Origin of the sequence: Lysobacter enzymogenes, from assembly GCF_017168095.1 — a bacterium.
In the GTDB taxonomy this organism is placed as follows: domain Bacteria; phylum Pseudomonadota; class Gammaproteobacteria; order Xanthomonadales; family Xanthomonadaceae; genus Lysobacter; species Lysobacter enzymogenes_D.
This window is the reverse complement of sequence record NZ_LXSD01000630.1, coordinates 32,771-48,578: the sequence shown is the minus strand read 5'-3', so window position 1 is coordinate 48,578 and position 15,808 is coordinate 32,771. Positions and strand designations below refer to the sequence as shown.

Below are 15,808 nucleotides of genomic sequence, written 5' to 3'. Positions count from 1 at the left end.
TCGCCGCGCTGCGTCGCGGCGACGGCCGCCGCGACGGTGGCGGCGATCGCGGCCGCGGCGATCAGGCGCCGTCCTCGATCTCGCGGGTCGCGCGCTGCAGGATCGCGGCGATCCGGCGCTGCTCGTCGGCCGGCACGTCGTCGCGGCGGAACAGCGCGGTCTTGAGCGCGCGCCGCGCCTGGATCAATTCCGGCACCCAGCCGCCTTCGCTCGGGTCGGCCGGCTCCTCGCCGGCCAGCGCGCGCCGCACCGAATCCATCTTGCGCGCGATGTGGTTGAGCTTGGCCAGCATCGTGTCGACGCGCTCGCGATGGGCGAGCAGATGCGCGCGGCCCGGCTCGTCCAGCGCGTAGCGCTTGCGGTTGCCTTCCAGCTCGACGGTCACGTAGCCGAGTTCTTCCAGGTAGGTCAGCGCCGGATAGACCATGCCCGGGCTCGGGCTGTAGAAACCGTTCGAGCGCGTTTCCAGCGCCTTGATCAATTCATAGCCATGACTGGGCTTGTCCTCCAGCAGGGCCAGCAACAGCAGTTGCAGATCGTCGGACGAGAACTTGCGGCCGCGTGAGAAGCCTTCGCCGTCGTCGAAACCGCCGGGGAAGCCGGGCCCGCCCGGGCCGCCGGGAAAACCGCCGCGGCGCCCGCCGCGGCCGCCGCCGCGCGGGTGGTGGCCGCCGAAGTGGGCGAAGGGGTGGCCGGCGAAGCGGTCGAAGCGCGAAGACTCGTCGCGGTCGCAGTCGCGGTGGGAGCCGAACACGAAGAAACGGCGCATGGGAGCGTCCTGATATGTCGTAAGATGTGTTTTACGATATATATCGTAAGATATGAAATCAATGCCCCGGGACGACCGCTCGTCGGACGGGACGGATCGCGCCCACGGCCTCGCCGGCCTGCCCTTCAGGGCAAGCCGGCGATGGAACGCTCGTATATCCGGGGTTATCGGGCCGCCCCTGCGGACGGGGCGCGCCGGCCGGCCTTATCGGCCGCTGCGCGCGGGCGGAGCCAGCAGCAGCCAGCCGTCGCCGAAGTCGATCGACGCCTTCTGCGCGATCCAGAACGTGGCGCCGAGCGCGCCCTGGATCGGCCCGCCGCCCTTGGCGGAGGCCGCCGACAGATACGCCCCGGTGTCCCACGCCGGCGGCTGGATGCGGCCGTAATCGACGCCGCCGATGCGCACGCCGACCGGCTTGAGCGGCTTGTGCACCGGCACGCTGGCGCCGCCCGGACCGCCGGCGGTGCCGGTGCGGCCGCCGAACTTCAGTTTCGCCGCGCGCGCGGACGGCAGATCCAGATAGCCCTTGGACACGGTGTTGACGATCAGCCGCGCCGGATGGCCGTCCAGGCTCGCATCGATCAGGTAGCACGCTTCCTTCTCGTCCCAGACCATGCGCAGCGCGGCGTAGCCGGCCGCGACCAGGCGCGCGCGCTCGGCGGCGCTGTCGCCGTCCTGGTCGGGAAAGCCGATGCGCTTGCCGTCGAAGTCGACGATCGCGCGGGTCTTGCGCAACCAGCCGACCCCGAGCATGCCCGCTTCGCCGGCGCCGGGCAGTTCGACCTTCGCGCCCGGCAGCGCATGCACGAACGCGGGAACCTCGGCGAGCGCGCTCGGCCCGACGCTCAAACGGCGCAAGACGGTGCGCGAGGCGCCGGCGGCGGCGAGGTGGCCGCTGCGGTCGATGCCGTAGCGCCCCGATGCGGTGCGCTCGCGATAGCCCAGCGCATCGGCCGCTTCCGGCGTGATCTCGATCGTGCCCGACGCGCCGGAGTGCACTTGCAGCGCGATCGGCGTCGCATCGATGCGCGCCTGCACCACGGGACGGTCGCCGAAATGCTCCACCATCGCGAACGGCGCGTACTGCATGCGCGCCTGCGCGGGCGCGGCGGCGGCCGCGGCGATCGCGATGGACAACACCCACCCCTGCGGCTTGATCACGGCGGACTCCGGCGGAAACGGCTGCCGGCAGCTTAGCCCGCGCGGATCGGCGCCCACCGTGCCGAAAGGAACGCAGTCTCGCCCGGCCCGCGGCTCGCCGACGGTCGCGCGTCGGCGCCGGCACGCGCGCACGCTCACCGACCCTCATGCTGTGACGCGCGCCGCCCGAACCGCGCGCGCCGTTGCGTAGCCTGGGCGCAACGCGTCGCCGAGGCTGGCGAGCGCCTTGTGCCGAACCGGAGTCCGCCATGCGCGCGCCGTCGTCCCTCGTCCCGCTCTTCGTCCCGGCGCTCGCGCTGTCGCTGTGCGCAGCCCCCGCCCTCGCCGCGCCCACCGCGCTGGGCGCGCTCGGCGGCGGCACCTGCCGCGCCATCGACGTCAACGACGGCGGCGCGGCGATCGGCAGTTGCCGCACCGGCGGCGGCGATTTCGTGCCGGTGTACTGGCCCGCCGCCGGCACCGGCGCGCTGGTGCTGTCGGCGCTGCGCGACGGCGGCGCGTGCAGCGCGGTCGGCATCGCCGCGGACGGCGCGATCGGCGGCAATTGCGACTGGGGCGACAGCGGCGAACAGACGCCGGTGCGCTGGCCGACGCCGTCGTTGCCGTCGCAACGGCCGCAGGTGCTCAACGCGCGCACCGGCGACGACCGCGCCGAAGCCTGGATCGTCAATGCCGCCGGCGCCGTCGCCGGCATCAGCACCACGCCCGGCGGCAAGGATCAGCCGGTGGTGTGGAAGAGCGGACAGCGCGCCGCCACCGCGCTGCCGGTGCCCGGCCTGCTGCCGCCGCTGCTGTCACCGGCGACCGACTGCAGCGTCGTCGCCCTGGGCCCCGCGCCGACGCCGGTCGCGGTCGGCCAGTGCGAGCTGCGCCGCGGCGGCGTCGCCGCGGTGCAGTGGACGCCGAACGCGCTCGGCGGCTACAGCGTGAGCGTGCTGCCGGCCCTCGCCGCCGGCGCCGATTGCACGGCCGCCGCGGTCAACGCCGCCGGCCAGATCGCCGGCACCTGCGAGGACGCGGCCGGCGATCTCGCCGCGGTGCGCTGGAACGACGCGCAGGCCGCGCCCGCGGTGCTGCACGGCCTGCCGCGCGAGGCGGCGGCGGGGCAGCAGCTGTCCGCGGTCGATCTCAACCAGGCCGGCATCGTCGCCGGCCACTACATCGACAGCGCCGGGCGTTCGCGCAGCTTCGTCTGGGCGCCGAGCCAGGATCCGGCCAGCGAGGACGCGCTCGACCTGGGCACGCTCGGCGGCGCCGCCGTGTACGCGCGCCAGATCGCCGACGACGGCCGCATCATCGGCTCGGCCGAAAACGCGCAGGGCGCGGAAGTCGGTTTCGCCTGGGGCCCGGCCGCGGCCATCGCCGAGCTCGGCACGCTCGGCGGCCGCACCAACACGCCCGCGGCGATCAGCCGCAACGGCCTGTGGATCGTCGGCACCAGCGCGAATGCGGCCGGGCAACGGCAGGCGTACCGGATCGGGCCGGGGCAACGGCTCGCGGCGGCCACGCGCGCGCAGCCGGATGCGGCGCTCGCCATCGGTCGCGATCGCGCGGCCGCGCGGCTGGAATCCCCGTCCTCGTGCCAGGACTTGAGTGCGGACTGCCCGCAAATGGCCTACCTGTGCAACAACGCCGCCTACTACGCCTTGATGACCAGCCAGTGCCCGAAGACCTGCAGCCGCTGCCCGCAATACCCGCCCGGCGGCGCCGCGTCGCTGCCGTCCGGCGCGCCGCTCTCGTGCGAAGACAAGACCCCGGGCTGCCGCGGCCGCGAGTCGCTGTGCAGCAGCAGCTTCTACCAGACGCTGATGAGCCAGCAGTGCGCGCGGACCTGCAATCTTTGTTCGCGGCCCGGCGGCGCGCACTGGACCCGCTAGGCGCGGCCGCCGCGCCGCGCACGGACGGCGCGCGCCGGGCCGGCGTCCGCCTTCGAACGCGCTGACGCGCGGATCACTCCACCACCGACGGATCGGCGACTTCGATCGCCAGCGGCGCATCGGCCGGCGCGCCGGGCGCCCGCCAGATCCGCACCGGCGCGCCGATGCCGGGCACCTGCGCCTGCAGCAGCGACTGGCGCGCGTTCGCCGGTTGCCACAGACCGCTCACGCTTTCGCCTTCGCCGGCCTGCACCGTCAGCACGAACGAGGAGACCGAGCCGTCCTCGGCCAGCACCCAATCGCGGCCGACGACGCGGCCGGCCGTGGCGACCGCGGCCGGCGCGAGTTCGCGCCAGCGCGCCTGCAGCCCGCGCTCGAACCGCGCCTGCCGGATCGACGCGGCGCGCAGCGCCCACAGCGCCGCCGCCAGGCCGGCGAGCATCAGCGTGAACAGCAGGTCGAACCACCATCCCGGCGTGGCGTGCGTCCACAGGATGCAGATGCCCCACGCCGCGAGCGCGGACGCGAACGTGTTGGCGACCGCGAACCACGCCCGCCCGGCCGGGCCCAGCCGGCTCGGCAACGCCAGCGCGTCGGGCGGCCGCGCCGACGCGGGCGGGTCCAGCCGCGGCAGCAGGTGGACGACGCGGCCGTCGGCGTAATCGAGCGCGGGAGGCTTGGGCATGGCCGCATGGTAACGGCCCGATATGACGCCGCGCCCGCCACGCACCGGCCCGGACGACGGCGTGTCGATTTCGCCGCCGCCGGTTCGTCTAACCAGGAAAGGCGGATCATCGAAGGCGAGCGCATGAAGGCCGGCGCAGCGCCTCGCCCGCCCCGCCGCCGCCCCACAACCGCGCCGCGCGAGCGCGACCCACCCTCGACCGGAGCCGACGCCATGACCCCGACCATCACCGCCTTCGAACGCTCGCCCGACCGCGGCGCCGGACTGGCCCGCGACATGCGCGTGCGCTGGGCGCTGGAAGAACTCGGCCAGCCCTACCAGGTGCGCCTGCTGTCGTTCGCCGAGATGAAGCAGCCCGCGCACCTGGCGCTGCATCCGTTCGGGCAGATTCCCACCTACGAGGAAGACGGCCTGGCGCTGTTCGAATCCGGCGCGATCCTCCTGCACCTGGCCGAACGCCACCCGGGCCTGCTGCCGGCCGACGCCGACGCGCGCGCGCGCGCCATCGCCTGGATGTTCGCCGCGCTCAGCACGGTCGAGCCGCCGATCGTCGAGCGCTCGATGGCCTGGCTGTTCGAACGCGAGCAGAGCTGGTACGCGCAACGCCTGACGATGCTGGACGAACGCGTGCGCCGGCGGCTGGGCGAACTGTCGCGGCATCTCGGCGACGCGGACTGGCTCGACGGCGGTTTCAGCGCCGGCGATCTGTTGATGACCACGGTGTTGCTGCGGCTGCGCAGCGCCGGCATCGTCGACGAGTTCGCCAACCTCGCCGCCTATGTCGCCCGCGCCACCGCGCGGCCGGCCTACCAGCGCGCGTTCGCGGCGCAGCGCGAGGTGTTCTTGCAGGCGCAGGCGGCTGCCGAAGCGGCGCCCTAGTTCCGCACAGGGCTACGCGCGCGCCCGGCCGCGTCGCTACTGCACCTCGACGAACACATACTCGTTCTGCGCATCGCGCAAGGTCAGCGTGCGTCCGGCCGCGGAGCGACCAGCCAGGAACGGAAACGGCGGGCTGGCGATCGCGCCGGCGAATTCCACCGCGCCGTCGGCGTTGAGGCGCGAGGCGACCGGCATGTCCCAGGCGTCGAACGCGAAACGCAGCGCGCCGTCGCTGCGCTGCACGCGCAGTTCGCCGAGCAGGTCGTTGCGATAGCGCGATGCCAGGGTCGCGGCCTGCTCTGGGTCGGCCGGAAATTTCCACTCGCGCCGCCGCGCCCGGCGCTGTTCGCGCTCGCCGGCCGCGGCCGCGGCGACCATGCTGTCGGCTTCGGACTGCGCGTCGAACGCCAGTTCCATCAGCTTGCGCGGCAACGCGTCCATCAACACGTTGCCGGTGCTGGCATTGGTCAGGATCACCAGGCCCAGGCCGTGCTCGGGCCACCACGCCATGTTGCTGCGCTGGCCGTACAGGCGGCCGCCGTGCGACAGCATCGGCGTGCCGCTGGAAACGTCGGTGTCCAGGCCCAGCCCGTACCAGGCGTTGCGGCCGGTGGCGATCTGCGGTTTCCAGCGCTCGCGCAGCGCCGCTTCGGAAATGAAGCGCTGGCCGTCGTCGAGCGTGCCGCCGCTGAGTTCCAGCTTCACGTAGGCGAGCAGGTCGTGGACGTTGCTCCACGCGCCGCCGGTCGGACGCACCGCGTGCATCTGCCGGTCGCGGCGCGGGTCGATCGGTTCCAGGCTGCCGTCGAGCCCCACGCCGTGGGAGCGGGCGAAGTTGCCGCGCATCGCGCGGTCGAAGTCGAAGGTGGTGCGCCCCATGCCCAGCGGCGCGAACACGCGCTCGGCCATCGCCCGGTCGTAGGCCTGGCCCAGCTCCAGGTCGGGATAGGCGACATGGGCGCCGACATAGCCCGCGGCCGCGGCCGGCGGATTGGTGTACTGGTAGCTGGCGCCGAACGCGCTGGTGGGGCGCATGCGCGCGAGGATGTCGAACACGATCGAGGCCGGCGCGCCGGGCCGCGCGAATTCCCAGTCCAGGTTGCGGTACGGCAGGCCGGCGCAGGCGCAGGACAGATGCTTGATCCGCATCTGCGCGGTCGCTTGCGGGTCGGCGAGCCTGAAGCCGGGCCAGACCTCGGCCACCGGCGTGTCCCAGCGCAGGCGCCCTTCGTCGACCAGGGTGGCCAGCATCAAGGTGGTCAGCGATTTGGTGTTGGACGCGATCAGGTACAGCGTGTCGGCATCCACCGACTCCGGCTTGCCGGCTTCGCGCACGCCGAAACCGCCGGCGTAGACCACCTTGCCGCCCTGCACGACGCCGAGCGACAGGCCGGGCACGCCGAGCAGGCGCTGCGAGCGGCGCACGAACGCCTTCAGTTGCTCGATCCGGCCCGCATCCAGCCGCCGCGCCTTGCGTCCGGCGAAACTTTCCCGCACATGGCCGGCCGGGACGAACTCGTCGCGGATCAGGTTCAAGTCGGCCTGGCGCTTGCCGGCGACCGCGTTGGCCAGATCGTCGATGCGCACGACCCACCGCGGGCCGCTGCGCATCGCCTGCGCGCTGAGCTGGCGCGGTTCGGCGCCCGCCGCGCGGTAGACGTAGCTGCGGCCGTCGACCCAACCGTTGCGGTTGGCCAGCGGCAGCGTCATCGACGGCTGCGGCGCCGCGCGGCCGGCATAGCGCTGCCAGGCCTGGGCCACTGCGCCGGCCGCGTCGCTGGCATCGACCTCGACCAGGGCGATCCACGAACCGCCTTCGGGCGCCTGCAGCACCACCGCGCTGCCGCGACGCGATTGGGTCCAGTCTTGCGGCCGCACGAAGCCGTGTCCGGACGGCGTCCGGCCCGCGATTTCGGTGGCCGGCGGCGCTGCGGTCGCAGCATCGGCCGCCGCCTGCGCCCAGGCGGCGGCGGGAACGCAGGCCAGCGCGGCGGCGAACGCGCAGCGCTTGAGCCACGTGGCGAAGGGCAAGCGCGCTGCGCGCTGGGGCGAGAATGGCGGCATCGAAGGCTCCGTGGGCTGGACCCGCCTACTGTGCGCAAACCGCTTCAGGATCAGCGTCTTGCCACGCGTTCGCGGAGTCCGGGAACCCGTTTCAGGAGTCGGTCGCGGCGCGCAGCTGGGCCTGCCGCCAGGCCGCGGGCGTGGTGCCCTCCAGCTTCTTGAAGCTGCTGTAGAAGCTCGACATCGACAGGAAGCCCGACGCCTCGGCCACCTGCTCCATCATCACCTGGCCGGGCGCGCGCAGCCGCTGCTTGGCGGCGTCGACCCGCAGTTGCATCAGGTAGGCCTTGAACGCGGTCTTGTGGTTGTCGTTCAACAGCTGCGACAGCCGCGCCGGCGGCATGTTGAGCCGGCGCGCGACCTTGGCCAGGCTCAGGCGCGCATCGGTGTACAGCGCCTCGGCCGCCATCAGCCGGTGCAGCGACTGCAGCGCCGCCTGCGCTTCGTCCGGGGTGATCTTGCGGTCCTGGTAAGGCTCGGCGGCGGCCGCCGCGGCGCCGGCCTTGCGCCGCGCCAGCACCACGATCACGCCCAGGTACAGCACCAGCGAGAACGACAGCGCGCCGACGATGTAGGAGGTGAATCCCGCGGTGAAGTAGGCCAGCCAGACGACCGCAGTGCCGGCCACGACCGCGGCGGCATGGCCGCGGGTCAGCCCGTCGGCCGCGGGCGGCGGCGCGCGGCGGAACGCACGCAGGCCGACCGCGCCGGCCGCCAGCAGACAGGCCAGCCAGCTGTAGGTCACCGCCCGCCAGGCCGGCGCCGCGCTCCACCATTGCGGATAGCTCGCATAGGGGTAAGCCACGCCGAACGCCGCCGCCGCGGCCAGCAGCGCCGCGACGAAGCGCCAGTCGTTGCGGGTGCGCTCGCCCGCGGGGTCGGCCCAGGCGCGCACGAAGCCGAGCAGGCAGGGGCCGATCAGGAAGCAGGCGGTCAGGCCCACCTGCAGGACCGACTTGGAGATCTGCGGGTAGAAATAGAACAGCACCGACTTGCCGGTGCGGATGCTGATCGCCAGCACCAGCGCCGCCAGCCAGCGCTGCGCCGGCGTGCCCGGCGGCCGCAACCACAGGTACGCAGCCAGCACCCAGCCGTTGAACGCGCCTATGCCAGCGAAGAAGAACAGCAGGTAGGGAGCGATCATGGCGGCGGGACGGGACGCGGCGGAGAATCGTTGCGGCGCAGAATACCTCGGCCGCGCGGCGGGCGCGGGCCGCGCAGCGTCGGCGTTCGTCCACACCGAATCCGGCCGCGGCGCACGCGCCGCCCGTGCGCGCCGTCGGCCCGGACGCGCGGATGCTTGAGGCCGTAAGCACAATCGCACCGCGCCGGTGGTGCCGCCGGCGGCGAACTGCTGCGATGGCCCCATGCCGCCGCTGTCCTCGACCACCTACATCCTCGCCAGGATCCGCCGCTCGCCCAGCGCGGCGCTGGAACCGATCCCGCTCAACGAACTGGCGCGCGCCGCGCTGGGTTCGATTCCCCACATCGAGTCGCTGCAGACGCTGCAATGCGCGCACGGCGAACTGCTGGTGCACTTCCGCTGGCACGGCGCCGGCGGCGTCGATATCCCCGCGGCGGCGCTCGCCCGTTACGGCCTGGCGATCGAACTCGATTTCGTCGCATCGCCGGGGCTGCGGCCGCCGCCGGCCGGCGGCGAACCGGTCGCCGCCGACGCCGGGCCCGCATCCGACGATGCGACGGCCGCCGCGAGCCCGCGGTAAACCCGCCGGCGAAACCCGCGATCACTGCTCCTTGAGGCAGATCGCATAGACCGTGCCGCCGATGGTCGGCGAACCCGAAGGCACGCCGGTGAAGCGCAAGGTCCAGCCCTGGGTGCCGTTCGGCGCCACCACCGGCGCGTTGGCGAAGATGAAGATGCTGTAGCCCGAATTGATCTGATAGCCGCCGCCGCTCGCCTTCTCGCCGGGATCGCACATCGCGCTGTACTGCTGCTGGCTGCCGCCGGGGTAGTTGAAGGCGAAGGTGCGGATGGTCTGCACCAGCGTCGCGTTGGCGGCGGTGGAGCAGGCGAACAAGGCCAGGCCGAGGGTGGCGAGCGCGATCGCGCAGTTGGCTTTCGACATTGGAATTCTCCCGAGAGTTCGGACCGATGGGACGGCTGCGCGCGCTGCTGCGCGGATCGCCGCGGACGTGTTGCTGCCCGGCCATCCTAGTGGCGCCTGACGGCGTCGCCCGCACTTTCGGGGAGGCTGCGCAAGCAAATTGCGACCCGGCGCGCATGGGCGCGGTCCGTTCGTTCGAACCCGGACGTCCGCGAAAGGAAACGGCGCAGCGCGTTCGCGTTTCGCGGCGGCGGAACCGTCCGCCGCCGCGAGCTGCGGCACGGCTCAGAGGTTCGAGATCGGGCAATCCAGATGCACCGAGCACTGCACATACTCGTAGTTGCACCGCTCGTAACCCAGAGGCGCCGCGAAGTTCAGGCAGTCGACATAGGCGAGCCGGCAGCTCTCGCAAGTGGGTTCGGTGGCGAACGCCGACAGCGATGCGGCCAAGCCGAAAGCGGCGGCCGCGAGCAGGCTCAGGCGGTTGGATCGATGTTGAATCTTCATGATGCCAAGCTCCTTCTGGATGGGCCGGCCGGCGCCAAGACCCCGGCAATGGCGGCGGCGAGGGAACAGCGAAGACGGCGAGGCGAGGCTCGACGCGAAGAGCGAACGCAGGAACGGCCTCGGCATCGACGCTATGCTGGTGCTGGATCGCTACCACTGGCCGTCGCTGCGCGACTCGCTGTCGGAGCGGGTGGCCGGCTGCGAGCGAGCGACCTGGGCCGAATCGCTGGACTGCCTGCGCGCGAAATTCTTCTGGGAGTACGAGGGCCTCGAGCGCCGATAGCGCCCCTGTGTCCGGGCGACCGCATCGAGCCACGCCGGCGGGGCGGCGCCCCTGGAATCCCGCGAACAACGCCGGAATCAGGCCGATCCCCCGATCCGAGCGGCGACCGATGCCGGCGCTCGAACCCGGCCCCACGGTCCCACGGCGGCTTCGCTTGACAGGTCGCTAGGCCGGGCCGGACCCTTGGCGGCATGAATATCGATGTCGAAAAGCTCAGCCTGCGCGAACTGACCTCCCTTCTGAACGCCGCGGAACAGCGGAAACAGCTGCTATCCAGCCGTCGCCCCGTCGCCGTGGTGCGTAAAGCGGTCATCGCGCTCGCCGCCCAGCACGGCTATACGATCGAGGAGCTTTATGGCGATCTGCCGGCAGCCGAGGTTTCCGGCAAGAAGCGCGGCTCGCGGCGCAAGCTCGGCAAGGTCGCCCCGAAGTACCGCGATCCGGACAACAAGCGCAACACCTGGTCGGGCCGCGGGCGGATGCCGCGGTGGCTGGCGCAGAAGACCAAGCACGGCCGCAGCGTCACCGACTTCCTGATTCCCGGCCTGGCCCGGCCCACCGCGAGCAAGAGCGGCGCGATCGGCCAGAAGAAGATCGTCAGGCAGGGCTGAGCGCGCACAAGCGCAAACGCACATCGGCGGCTGTCATAACCAAGGCGAACCGCGACGCGAGTCCGCGCCCCGCCTGGACACTGGCATCGCCGTCCGGACGGGCTCGAGACAGCGCCGCCGCAAACTTCATGAAGCCAACCTCATGAAAGCCCCTGCTCGCCGGACGCGGGTCGCTCCAGCGTCCGCTGTCAGCGCTTTTCGATACCGCTGAGCCGCCACCCCAGCCAGACGATCAAGCCAGCCGCCGCACCGCAGGCGGCCCACACGAGCGTGCCGGTCGAATCGGCGATGAACCAGCGCGCGTCGAGCCCGCGGAACCCGGCGAACAGGCAGCTCAGCAGCGCCGCGGCGACGGATCCGGCCAGCAGCCCGGACCACCACCGCACCCGTTTCAGGCGATGCGCAGCCGCCAGCGCGAAGCCGCCGACCAGGGCGACCGCGACGAAACTCGGCAGATACAACAGCGCGGCGACCGCAAGCCAGGACGCCATGTCGCCGGACTCGACGCCGAGGCCGGGGCTGCGCGCCGCCAGCACGAAAGCCGGCGCGAGCGGCGCCGCCAGGAAGCCCGCCAACAACCAGAGCGGACGCGGATCATCGCCCGCCGCTTCATCGCCCATGCCTTGCTCCCGTGCCCGGCCCGCGCTTCGAACGCGCTCCCGACCGCAACGCGAAACCAGCGAAAAGGTAGGGAGTTTTCGCGCGAATTCGTTGTCGCGTCTATCGAAATATCACATTTTCGATCCGTGGCCGCACTCTCATTTTTCGCGCCAAATGTTAACTCCACGGCGCCTCGCACTCTGATCGGCTCGACAACACTGCCGCTGTCGTCGTCGTTGCGGCTCTCGGCATGAGGCCCTCGCAGGCGCGAACCGTCCCCGCGCGACGCCGGGGAAACCATCGGCCGGCGCGGTGTCCGGCCCCATCCGAGGAGTTCGCAAATGTCCGTCAAGAACGCGTTGTTGATCGCGGTGGTCAGCGGTATCTCGATGCTCGGCGGCAACGCCGCAGCCGATGAAATGGGCGGCGCTCCGGTGACCGGCACGCCGGTCGCCAAGACCTTCGGCGGCGACAGCTTCGTCACCGGCGCCAAGCGCCGCGCGCTGCGCGCGGTCGATCTCGCATCGCCCGACTCGGCCACCCTGGCCGACGCGCAAAAGCGCAGGAACGACCGCTTCAAGCGCGGCCAGCCGCTGGAAATCGGCTTTCCGCGCAAGGTGGCGCGTGCGCGCATCGACCTGGGCGGACTGGATTGGGAACCCCTGCCCGGCGGCGCCCAGGGCGCGCGCTTCACCCTGACCTCCAGCGCCGCGGCCGCGCTGCGCGCCGGCCTGCGCCTGGGCTCGGCGAAGGGCGCGCATGCCGACCCGTCGAAGGTGACGCTGCGCTTCGCCGGCGCCGACGGCCGCATCTTCGCCGACAACGGCAGCGCCTTCGCCGGCGACGACATGGGCTGGTCGCCGGTGATCTCCGGCGACACCATCACCGTCGAAATCGTCCTGCCCAAATCCGCGCGCCCCAGCGACTACACCCTCAGCGCGCCGATGTTCTCGCATCTGCAGGTCGACCCTTCCGCCTCGCAGCCGTCCTTCGCCAAGGGCGTCGGCGACATCGGCAGCAGCGATTACTGCGAAAAGGACATCGTTTGCCGGGTCAAGCCCAGCGCCGAGTTCCTGTCGGCCAGCAAGTCCGTGGCGCGCATGGTGTTCACCCCGAAGACCGGCTACACCGGCTACTGCTCGGGCACCTTGCTCAACAATTCGAACTCGCCCAAGCGCCAGTTGTTCTGGTCGGCAGCGCACTGCATCTCGACCCAGAAGGTCGCGAACACGCTGCAGACCTATTGGCTGTACGACGCCACCGGCTGCGACAACGACACCTTGAGCGACAAGGCGGTCACCCTGACCGGCGGCGCCACCCTGCTGTACAGCCACGCGACCCGCGACACGCTGCTGCTCGAGCTCAAGTCCGCTCCGCCCAGCGGCGCTTATTACGCCGGCTGGAACAGCTCCGCCATTTCGACCAACGGCACCGCGATCGAAGGCATCCACCACCCGTCCGGCGACTTGAAGAAGTACTCGCTCGGCTCGGTGAGCGCGCTGTCCAGCACGATCGACGGCAAGAAACCGCTGACCAAGGTTACCTGGACCACCGGCGTCACCGAAGGCGGCTCGTCGGGCTCGGGCCTGTTCACGATTTCCGCGACCGGCGGCTACCAGTTGCGCGGCGGCCTGTACGGCGGCACCTCGTACTGCAGCGCGCCCAGCGATCCGGACTACTACTCGCAGCTCGATGGCGTGTGGTCGAGCATCAAGGCGTATTTCTCGCCGTAACCGCGCCGGTGCGCGACCCGGTCGCGTACCGCGTAACGCGTCGCATCGGTGCGTATCCGATGCGACCGTCGCCGATGCGACCGCCGGTGCGATAGGCCAGCGCCGCTGAAACCGGCACGACGCACCGCCGCGGCAACCAACCGATTTTCCACCGGCGACTGCGCCGCTGCATCCGCAAGCCGTGTCGGCGCGAGCGAACGCTGCGCCGCGACGGCTCGCCGCACCCGCCACCCCGAGGAGCAGGCATATGCACCCATCCAACCGCAAGCGGACGATTCTGAGTCTGGCGACGCTGCTGGCCTTGTCCGCCAGCGCCGCGCAGGCGCAACAGGGCGATCCCTTGTACCGCTATCAATGGCATCTGATGAGTTACGGCCAGAGCGTCCTGGCCGATACCAAGCCGGCGTTCGCCGTCGATTTGGGCATCGACGACCTGCACGACTACAACATCCGCGGCAAGGGCGTGGTCGTCGGCGTGCTCGATTCCGGCGTGGACATCGCCCATCCCGATCTCGCCGCGAACATGGTGCCCGACGGCTCGTGGAACTTCGACACCCAAACCCACGACACCAGCCCGACCAACGCCGGCAACGCGCACGGCAACGCGGTCGCGGGCATCATCGCGGCGGTCGGCTGGAACGGCATCGGCGTGCGCGGCGTGGCCCCGTCCGCCCAGCTCAAGAGCTTCAACGGATTCGGCGACTGCTTCCTGTTCTGCGGCCTGTCCACCGGCGAGATCTTTTACGCCTGGTGGGACGGCGCCGAGGCCAAGCGCCAGGACGTGTCCAACAACAGCTGGGGCTACAGCGGGACGACGATGCAGACGTTCTCCGAGAACAGCGTCGCCTCCTACGAGGGCCCGATGTCGCAGACCCGCGAAGGCCGCGGCATCAGCTACGTCAAATCCGCCGGCAACGATTTCATTTCGGACTGCCCCAAGGCGGTCGTCGACGCCAATGTCGGCTGCAAGCAGACCGGGCTGGACTACCGCAACAACCTGTTCAACGTCATGACCATCGCCGCGGTCAACGCCAACGGAAAACGCTCGAGCTATTCGAGCCCGGGATCTAGCCTGTGGGTGTCCGGGCTCGGCGGCGAATACGGCCGCCAGGCCAAGCATCAGCCGGGCCTGGCGTCGAACCGCTACGAGCCGGCGATCGCGACGACCGACCTGGTCGGCTGCGACCGCGGCTACAACAACTTCGTCATCAAATCCAGCTTCAACCTCGATCGGGTCAACGATCTGGATTCCAGCGCGTCCACCATCGACGACAGCTGCAACTACACCGGCATCATGAACGGCACCTCGGCCGCGGCGCCGACGGTCTCCGGCGTGGTGGCGCTGGTGCTGCAGGCCAATCCCAGGCTCACCTATCGCGACGTCAAGTACATCCTGGCCACGACCGCGCGCAAGGTCGATCCGGACCAGCCGGCGGCGGTGCACGCGAACGGAACCGTGCTGGTTCCCGGCTGGACCCGCAACGCCGCCGGCCACAGCTTCAGCAACTGGTTCGGCTACGGCCTGGTCGACGCCACGCTCGCGGTGGAGGCGGCCGGCAAGTTCAAGAACCTGCCGCCCCTGGTGGATTCGGGCTGGCAGCGGGTGCAACCCGAGGCCGCGGTGGCGATCGGCAACCCGGCCGCGCCGGCGCGTCTGCGCATCGCCATCGGCAACGGCATCCGCAAGGTCGAATCCGTGCAACTGGGCTGGTCGACCGACTATCGCAACGACGCCGTCACGCCGTTCCCGGTGCAGGTCACGCTGATCTCGCCGAGCGGAACCCGCAGCACCGTGTTCCCGGCCATGACCCGGCTGAGCACCAGCGCGTTCCGCGCGGACTTCTTCACCAGCAACGCCTTCCTCGACGAGTCCGGCCAGGGCACCTGGACCCTGGAACTGGCCGACGTGCCGCTCGCCGCCGGCGCCGCCTCCAAGGGCAAGCTGGCGTCCTTCAAGATTCGCGTCCTGGGGCATTGATCATGAAAATCGCGATGTTCGTTTATCCGATCCTGCTGGCCATGGCCGCGAGCGCGCACGCGCAATCGCAAGACACGGCGCGCGAGCAACTGCAACAGGCCGCGACCGGCCCGTCCTTCCGCATCGGCTACAGCGAGTTCCGCCTGGTGCCGGATTCGGTGGTGAGCCGCACGCAAGCCAGGAAGGCCGCCGACGCCAACGAAGTCCGCGTCGGCGCCTATGCCGTGCGGTCCAAGGCGGCGCAGACCGGCGCGGTGGCCAAGACCGCGGCGCCGAAGACCAAGCTGGCGGCCGCGATGAGCGACGACGGCCGGCCGGTGGTGGTGACGTCCACGCTCGAGGTCTACCACAGCGACGTCGCCGTGCTGCAGGACGCGGCGCGCGTCAGCGGCGGCACCTTGATCAACTCGTCCAAGGCCGGCGGCAACGGCCGGATCGAATTCGATTCGGTCGCCGACGCGATGGCGGCGATTGCCAAGATCCAGGCGCTGGCCGGAGTGAAGGAAGTCAGCCCCGAGATCATCCAGGGCGAAGACCGGATGAATTGACGTTCCCCCGTGGCGCGGCTCCGTATCGGCACGAACGGTCGGCAGCT

At 71.2% G+C, this 15,808-nt stretch carries 16 protein-coding genes; 8 read left to right on the top strand and 8 right to left on the bottom strand.

The window, feature by feature from the left end; all coding sequences use genetic code 11:
- Positions 1-61 precede the first annotated feature (61 nt).
- Positions 62-769: a PadR family transcriptional regulator gene (locus A7A76_RS24590; RefSeq protein WP_206413786.1), complete on the bottom strand. Its 708-nt coding sequence runs from the start codon at positions 767-769 to the stop codon at positions 62-64.
- Between the two features lie 204 nt (positions 770-973).
- Positions 974-1,930: a hypothetical protein gene (locus A7A76_RS24585; protein ID WP_206413785.1), complete on the bottom strand. Its 957-nt coding sequence runs from the start codon at positions 1,928-1,930 to the stop codon at positions 974-976.
- A 248-nt stretch (positions 1,931-2,178) separates the two neighbouring features.
- On the opposite strand from A7A76_RS24585, the gene A7A76_RS24580 reads away from it, so the two are divergent.
- A complete protein-coding gene (locus tag A7A76_RS24580; RefSeq protein WP_206413784.1) occupies positions 2,179-3,807 on the top strand; it encodes a hypothetical protein in 1,629 nt (542 codons plus the stop codon).
- A gap of 73 nt (positions 3,808-3,880) precedes the next feature.
- Here A7A76_RS24580 and A7A76_RS24575 read toward each other — a convergent pair whose 3' ends face one another.
- A complete protein-coding gene (locus A7A76_RS24575; RefSeq protein ID WP_206413783.1) occupies positions 3,881-4,492 on the bottom strand; it encodes a hypothetical protein in 612 nt (203 codons plus the stop codon).
- Between the two features lie 213 nt (positions 4,493-4,705).
- Here A7A76_RS24575 and A7A76_RS24570 point away from each other — a divergent pair, with 213 nt between their 5' ends.
- A complete protein-coding gene (locus tag A7A76_RS24570; RefSeq protein ID WP_206413782.1) occupies positions 4,706-5,371 on the top strand; it encodes a glutathione S-transferase family protein in 666 nt (221 codons plus the stop codon).
- A gap of 36 nt (positions 5,372-5,407) precedes the next feature.
- On the opposite strand, the gene A7A76_RS24565 is transcribed toward A7A76_RS24570, so the two are convergent.
- The gene (locus A7A76_RS24565) at positions 5,408-7,435 is read right to left on the bottom strand and encodes a serine hydrolase domain-containing protein (RefSeq protein ID WP_206413781.1); all 2,028 of its coding nucleotides are present in this window, start codon (positions 7,433-7,435) and stop codon (positions 5,408-5,410) included.
- Between the two features lie 91 nt (positions 7,436-7,526).
- Entirely contained in the window at positions 7,527-8,579 is a 1,053-nt protein-coding gene (locus A7A76_RS24560; protein WP_206413780.1) for an AraC family transcriptional regulator, read from the bottom strand.
- A 223-nt stretch (positions 8,580-8,802) separates the two neighbouring features.
- Here A7A76_RS24560 and A7A76_RS24555 point away from each other — a divergent pair, with 223 nt between their 5' ends.
- Complete coding sequence (locus A7A76_RS24555; protein WP_206413779.1) at positions 8,803-9,159, top strand: hypothetical protein; 357 nt, start codon at positions 8,803-8,805, stop codon at positions 9,157-9,159.
- 21 nt (positions 9,160-9,180) lie between these two features.
- On the opposite strand, the gene A7A76_RS24550 is transcribed toward A7A76_RS24555, so the two are convergent.
- Positions 9,181-9,522: a hypothetical protein gene (locus tag A7A76_RS24550; protein WP_206413778.1), complete on the bottom strand. Its 342-nt coding sequence runs from the start codon at positions 9,520-9,522 to the stop codon at positions 9,181-9,183.
- 264 nt (positions 9,523-9,786) lie between these two features.
- Positions 9,787-10,008, bottom strand: a complete 222-nt coding sequence (locus tag A7A76_RS24545; protein ID WP_206413777.1) for a hypothetical protein — start codon at positions 10,006-10,008, stop codon at positions 9,787-9,789.
- On the opposite strand from A7A76_RS24545, the gene A7A76_RS26120 reads away from it, so the two are divergent.
- Both A7A76_RS26120 and A7A76_RS24535 read left to right on the top strand, forming a co-directional pair.
- Positions 10,007-10,291: an Imm8 family immunity protein gene (locus tag A7A76_RS26120; protein WP_206413776.1), complete on the top strand. Its 285-nt coding sequence runs from the start codon at positions 10,007-10,009 to the stop codon at positions 10,289-10,291. The genes A7A76_RS24545 and A7A76_RS26120 overlap by 2 nt on opposite strands.
- Before the next feature lie 191 nt (positions 10,292-10,482).
- Positions 10,483-10,902: an H-NS family nucleoid-associated regulatory protein gene (locus A7A76_RS24535; protein ID WP_206413775.1), complete on the top strand. Its 420-nt coding sequence runs from the start codon at positions 10,483-10,485 to the stop codon at positions 10,900-10,902.
- A 188-nt stretch (positions 10,903-11,090) separates the two neighbouring features.
- Here the strand turns inward: A7A76_RS24535 and A7A76_RS24530 are convergent, their stop codons facing one another.
- Positions 11,091-11,522 carry a hypothetical protein gene (locus A7A76_RS24530; RefSeq protein WP_206413774.1) on the bottom strand — a complete coding sequence of 144 codons (432 nt, stop codon included), beginning with the start codon at positions 11,520-11,522 and terminating at the stop codon, positions 11,091-11,093.
- A gap of 321 nt (positions 11,523-11,843) precedes the next feature.
- Here A7A76_RS24530 and A7A76_RS24525 point away from each other — a divergent pair, with 321 nt between their 5' ends.
- The 3 genes from A7A76_RS24525 (at position 11,844) to A7A76_RS24515 (ending at position 15,761) form a co-directional block, all read left to right on the top strand.
- A complete protein-coding gene (locus tag A7A76_RS24525; protein WP_206413773.1) occupies positions 11,844-13,235 on the top strand; it encodes a serine protease in 1,392 nt (463 codons plus the stop codon).
- A 247-nt stretch (positions 13,236-13,482) separates the two neighbouring features.
- The gene (locus A7A76_RS24520) at positions 13,483-15,213 is read left to right on the top strand and encodes a S8 family serine peptidase (protein ID WP_206413772.1); all 1,731 of its coding nucleotides are present in this window, start codon (positions 13,483-13,485) and stop codon (positions 15,211-15,213) included.
- A gap of 2 nt (positions 15,214-15,215) precedes the next feature.
- On the top strand, positions 15,216-15,761 hold the full coding sequence (locus A7A76_RS24515) for a hypothetical protein (RefSeq protein ID WP_206413771.1): 546 nt from the start codon (positions 15,216-15,218) through the stop codon (positions 15,759-15,761).
- The last annotated feature ends 47 nt before the right edge of the window (positions 15,762-15,808 follow it).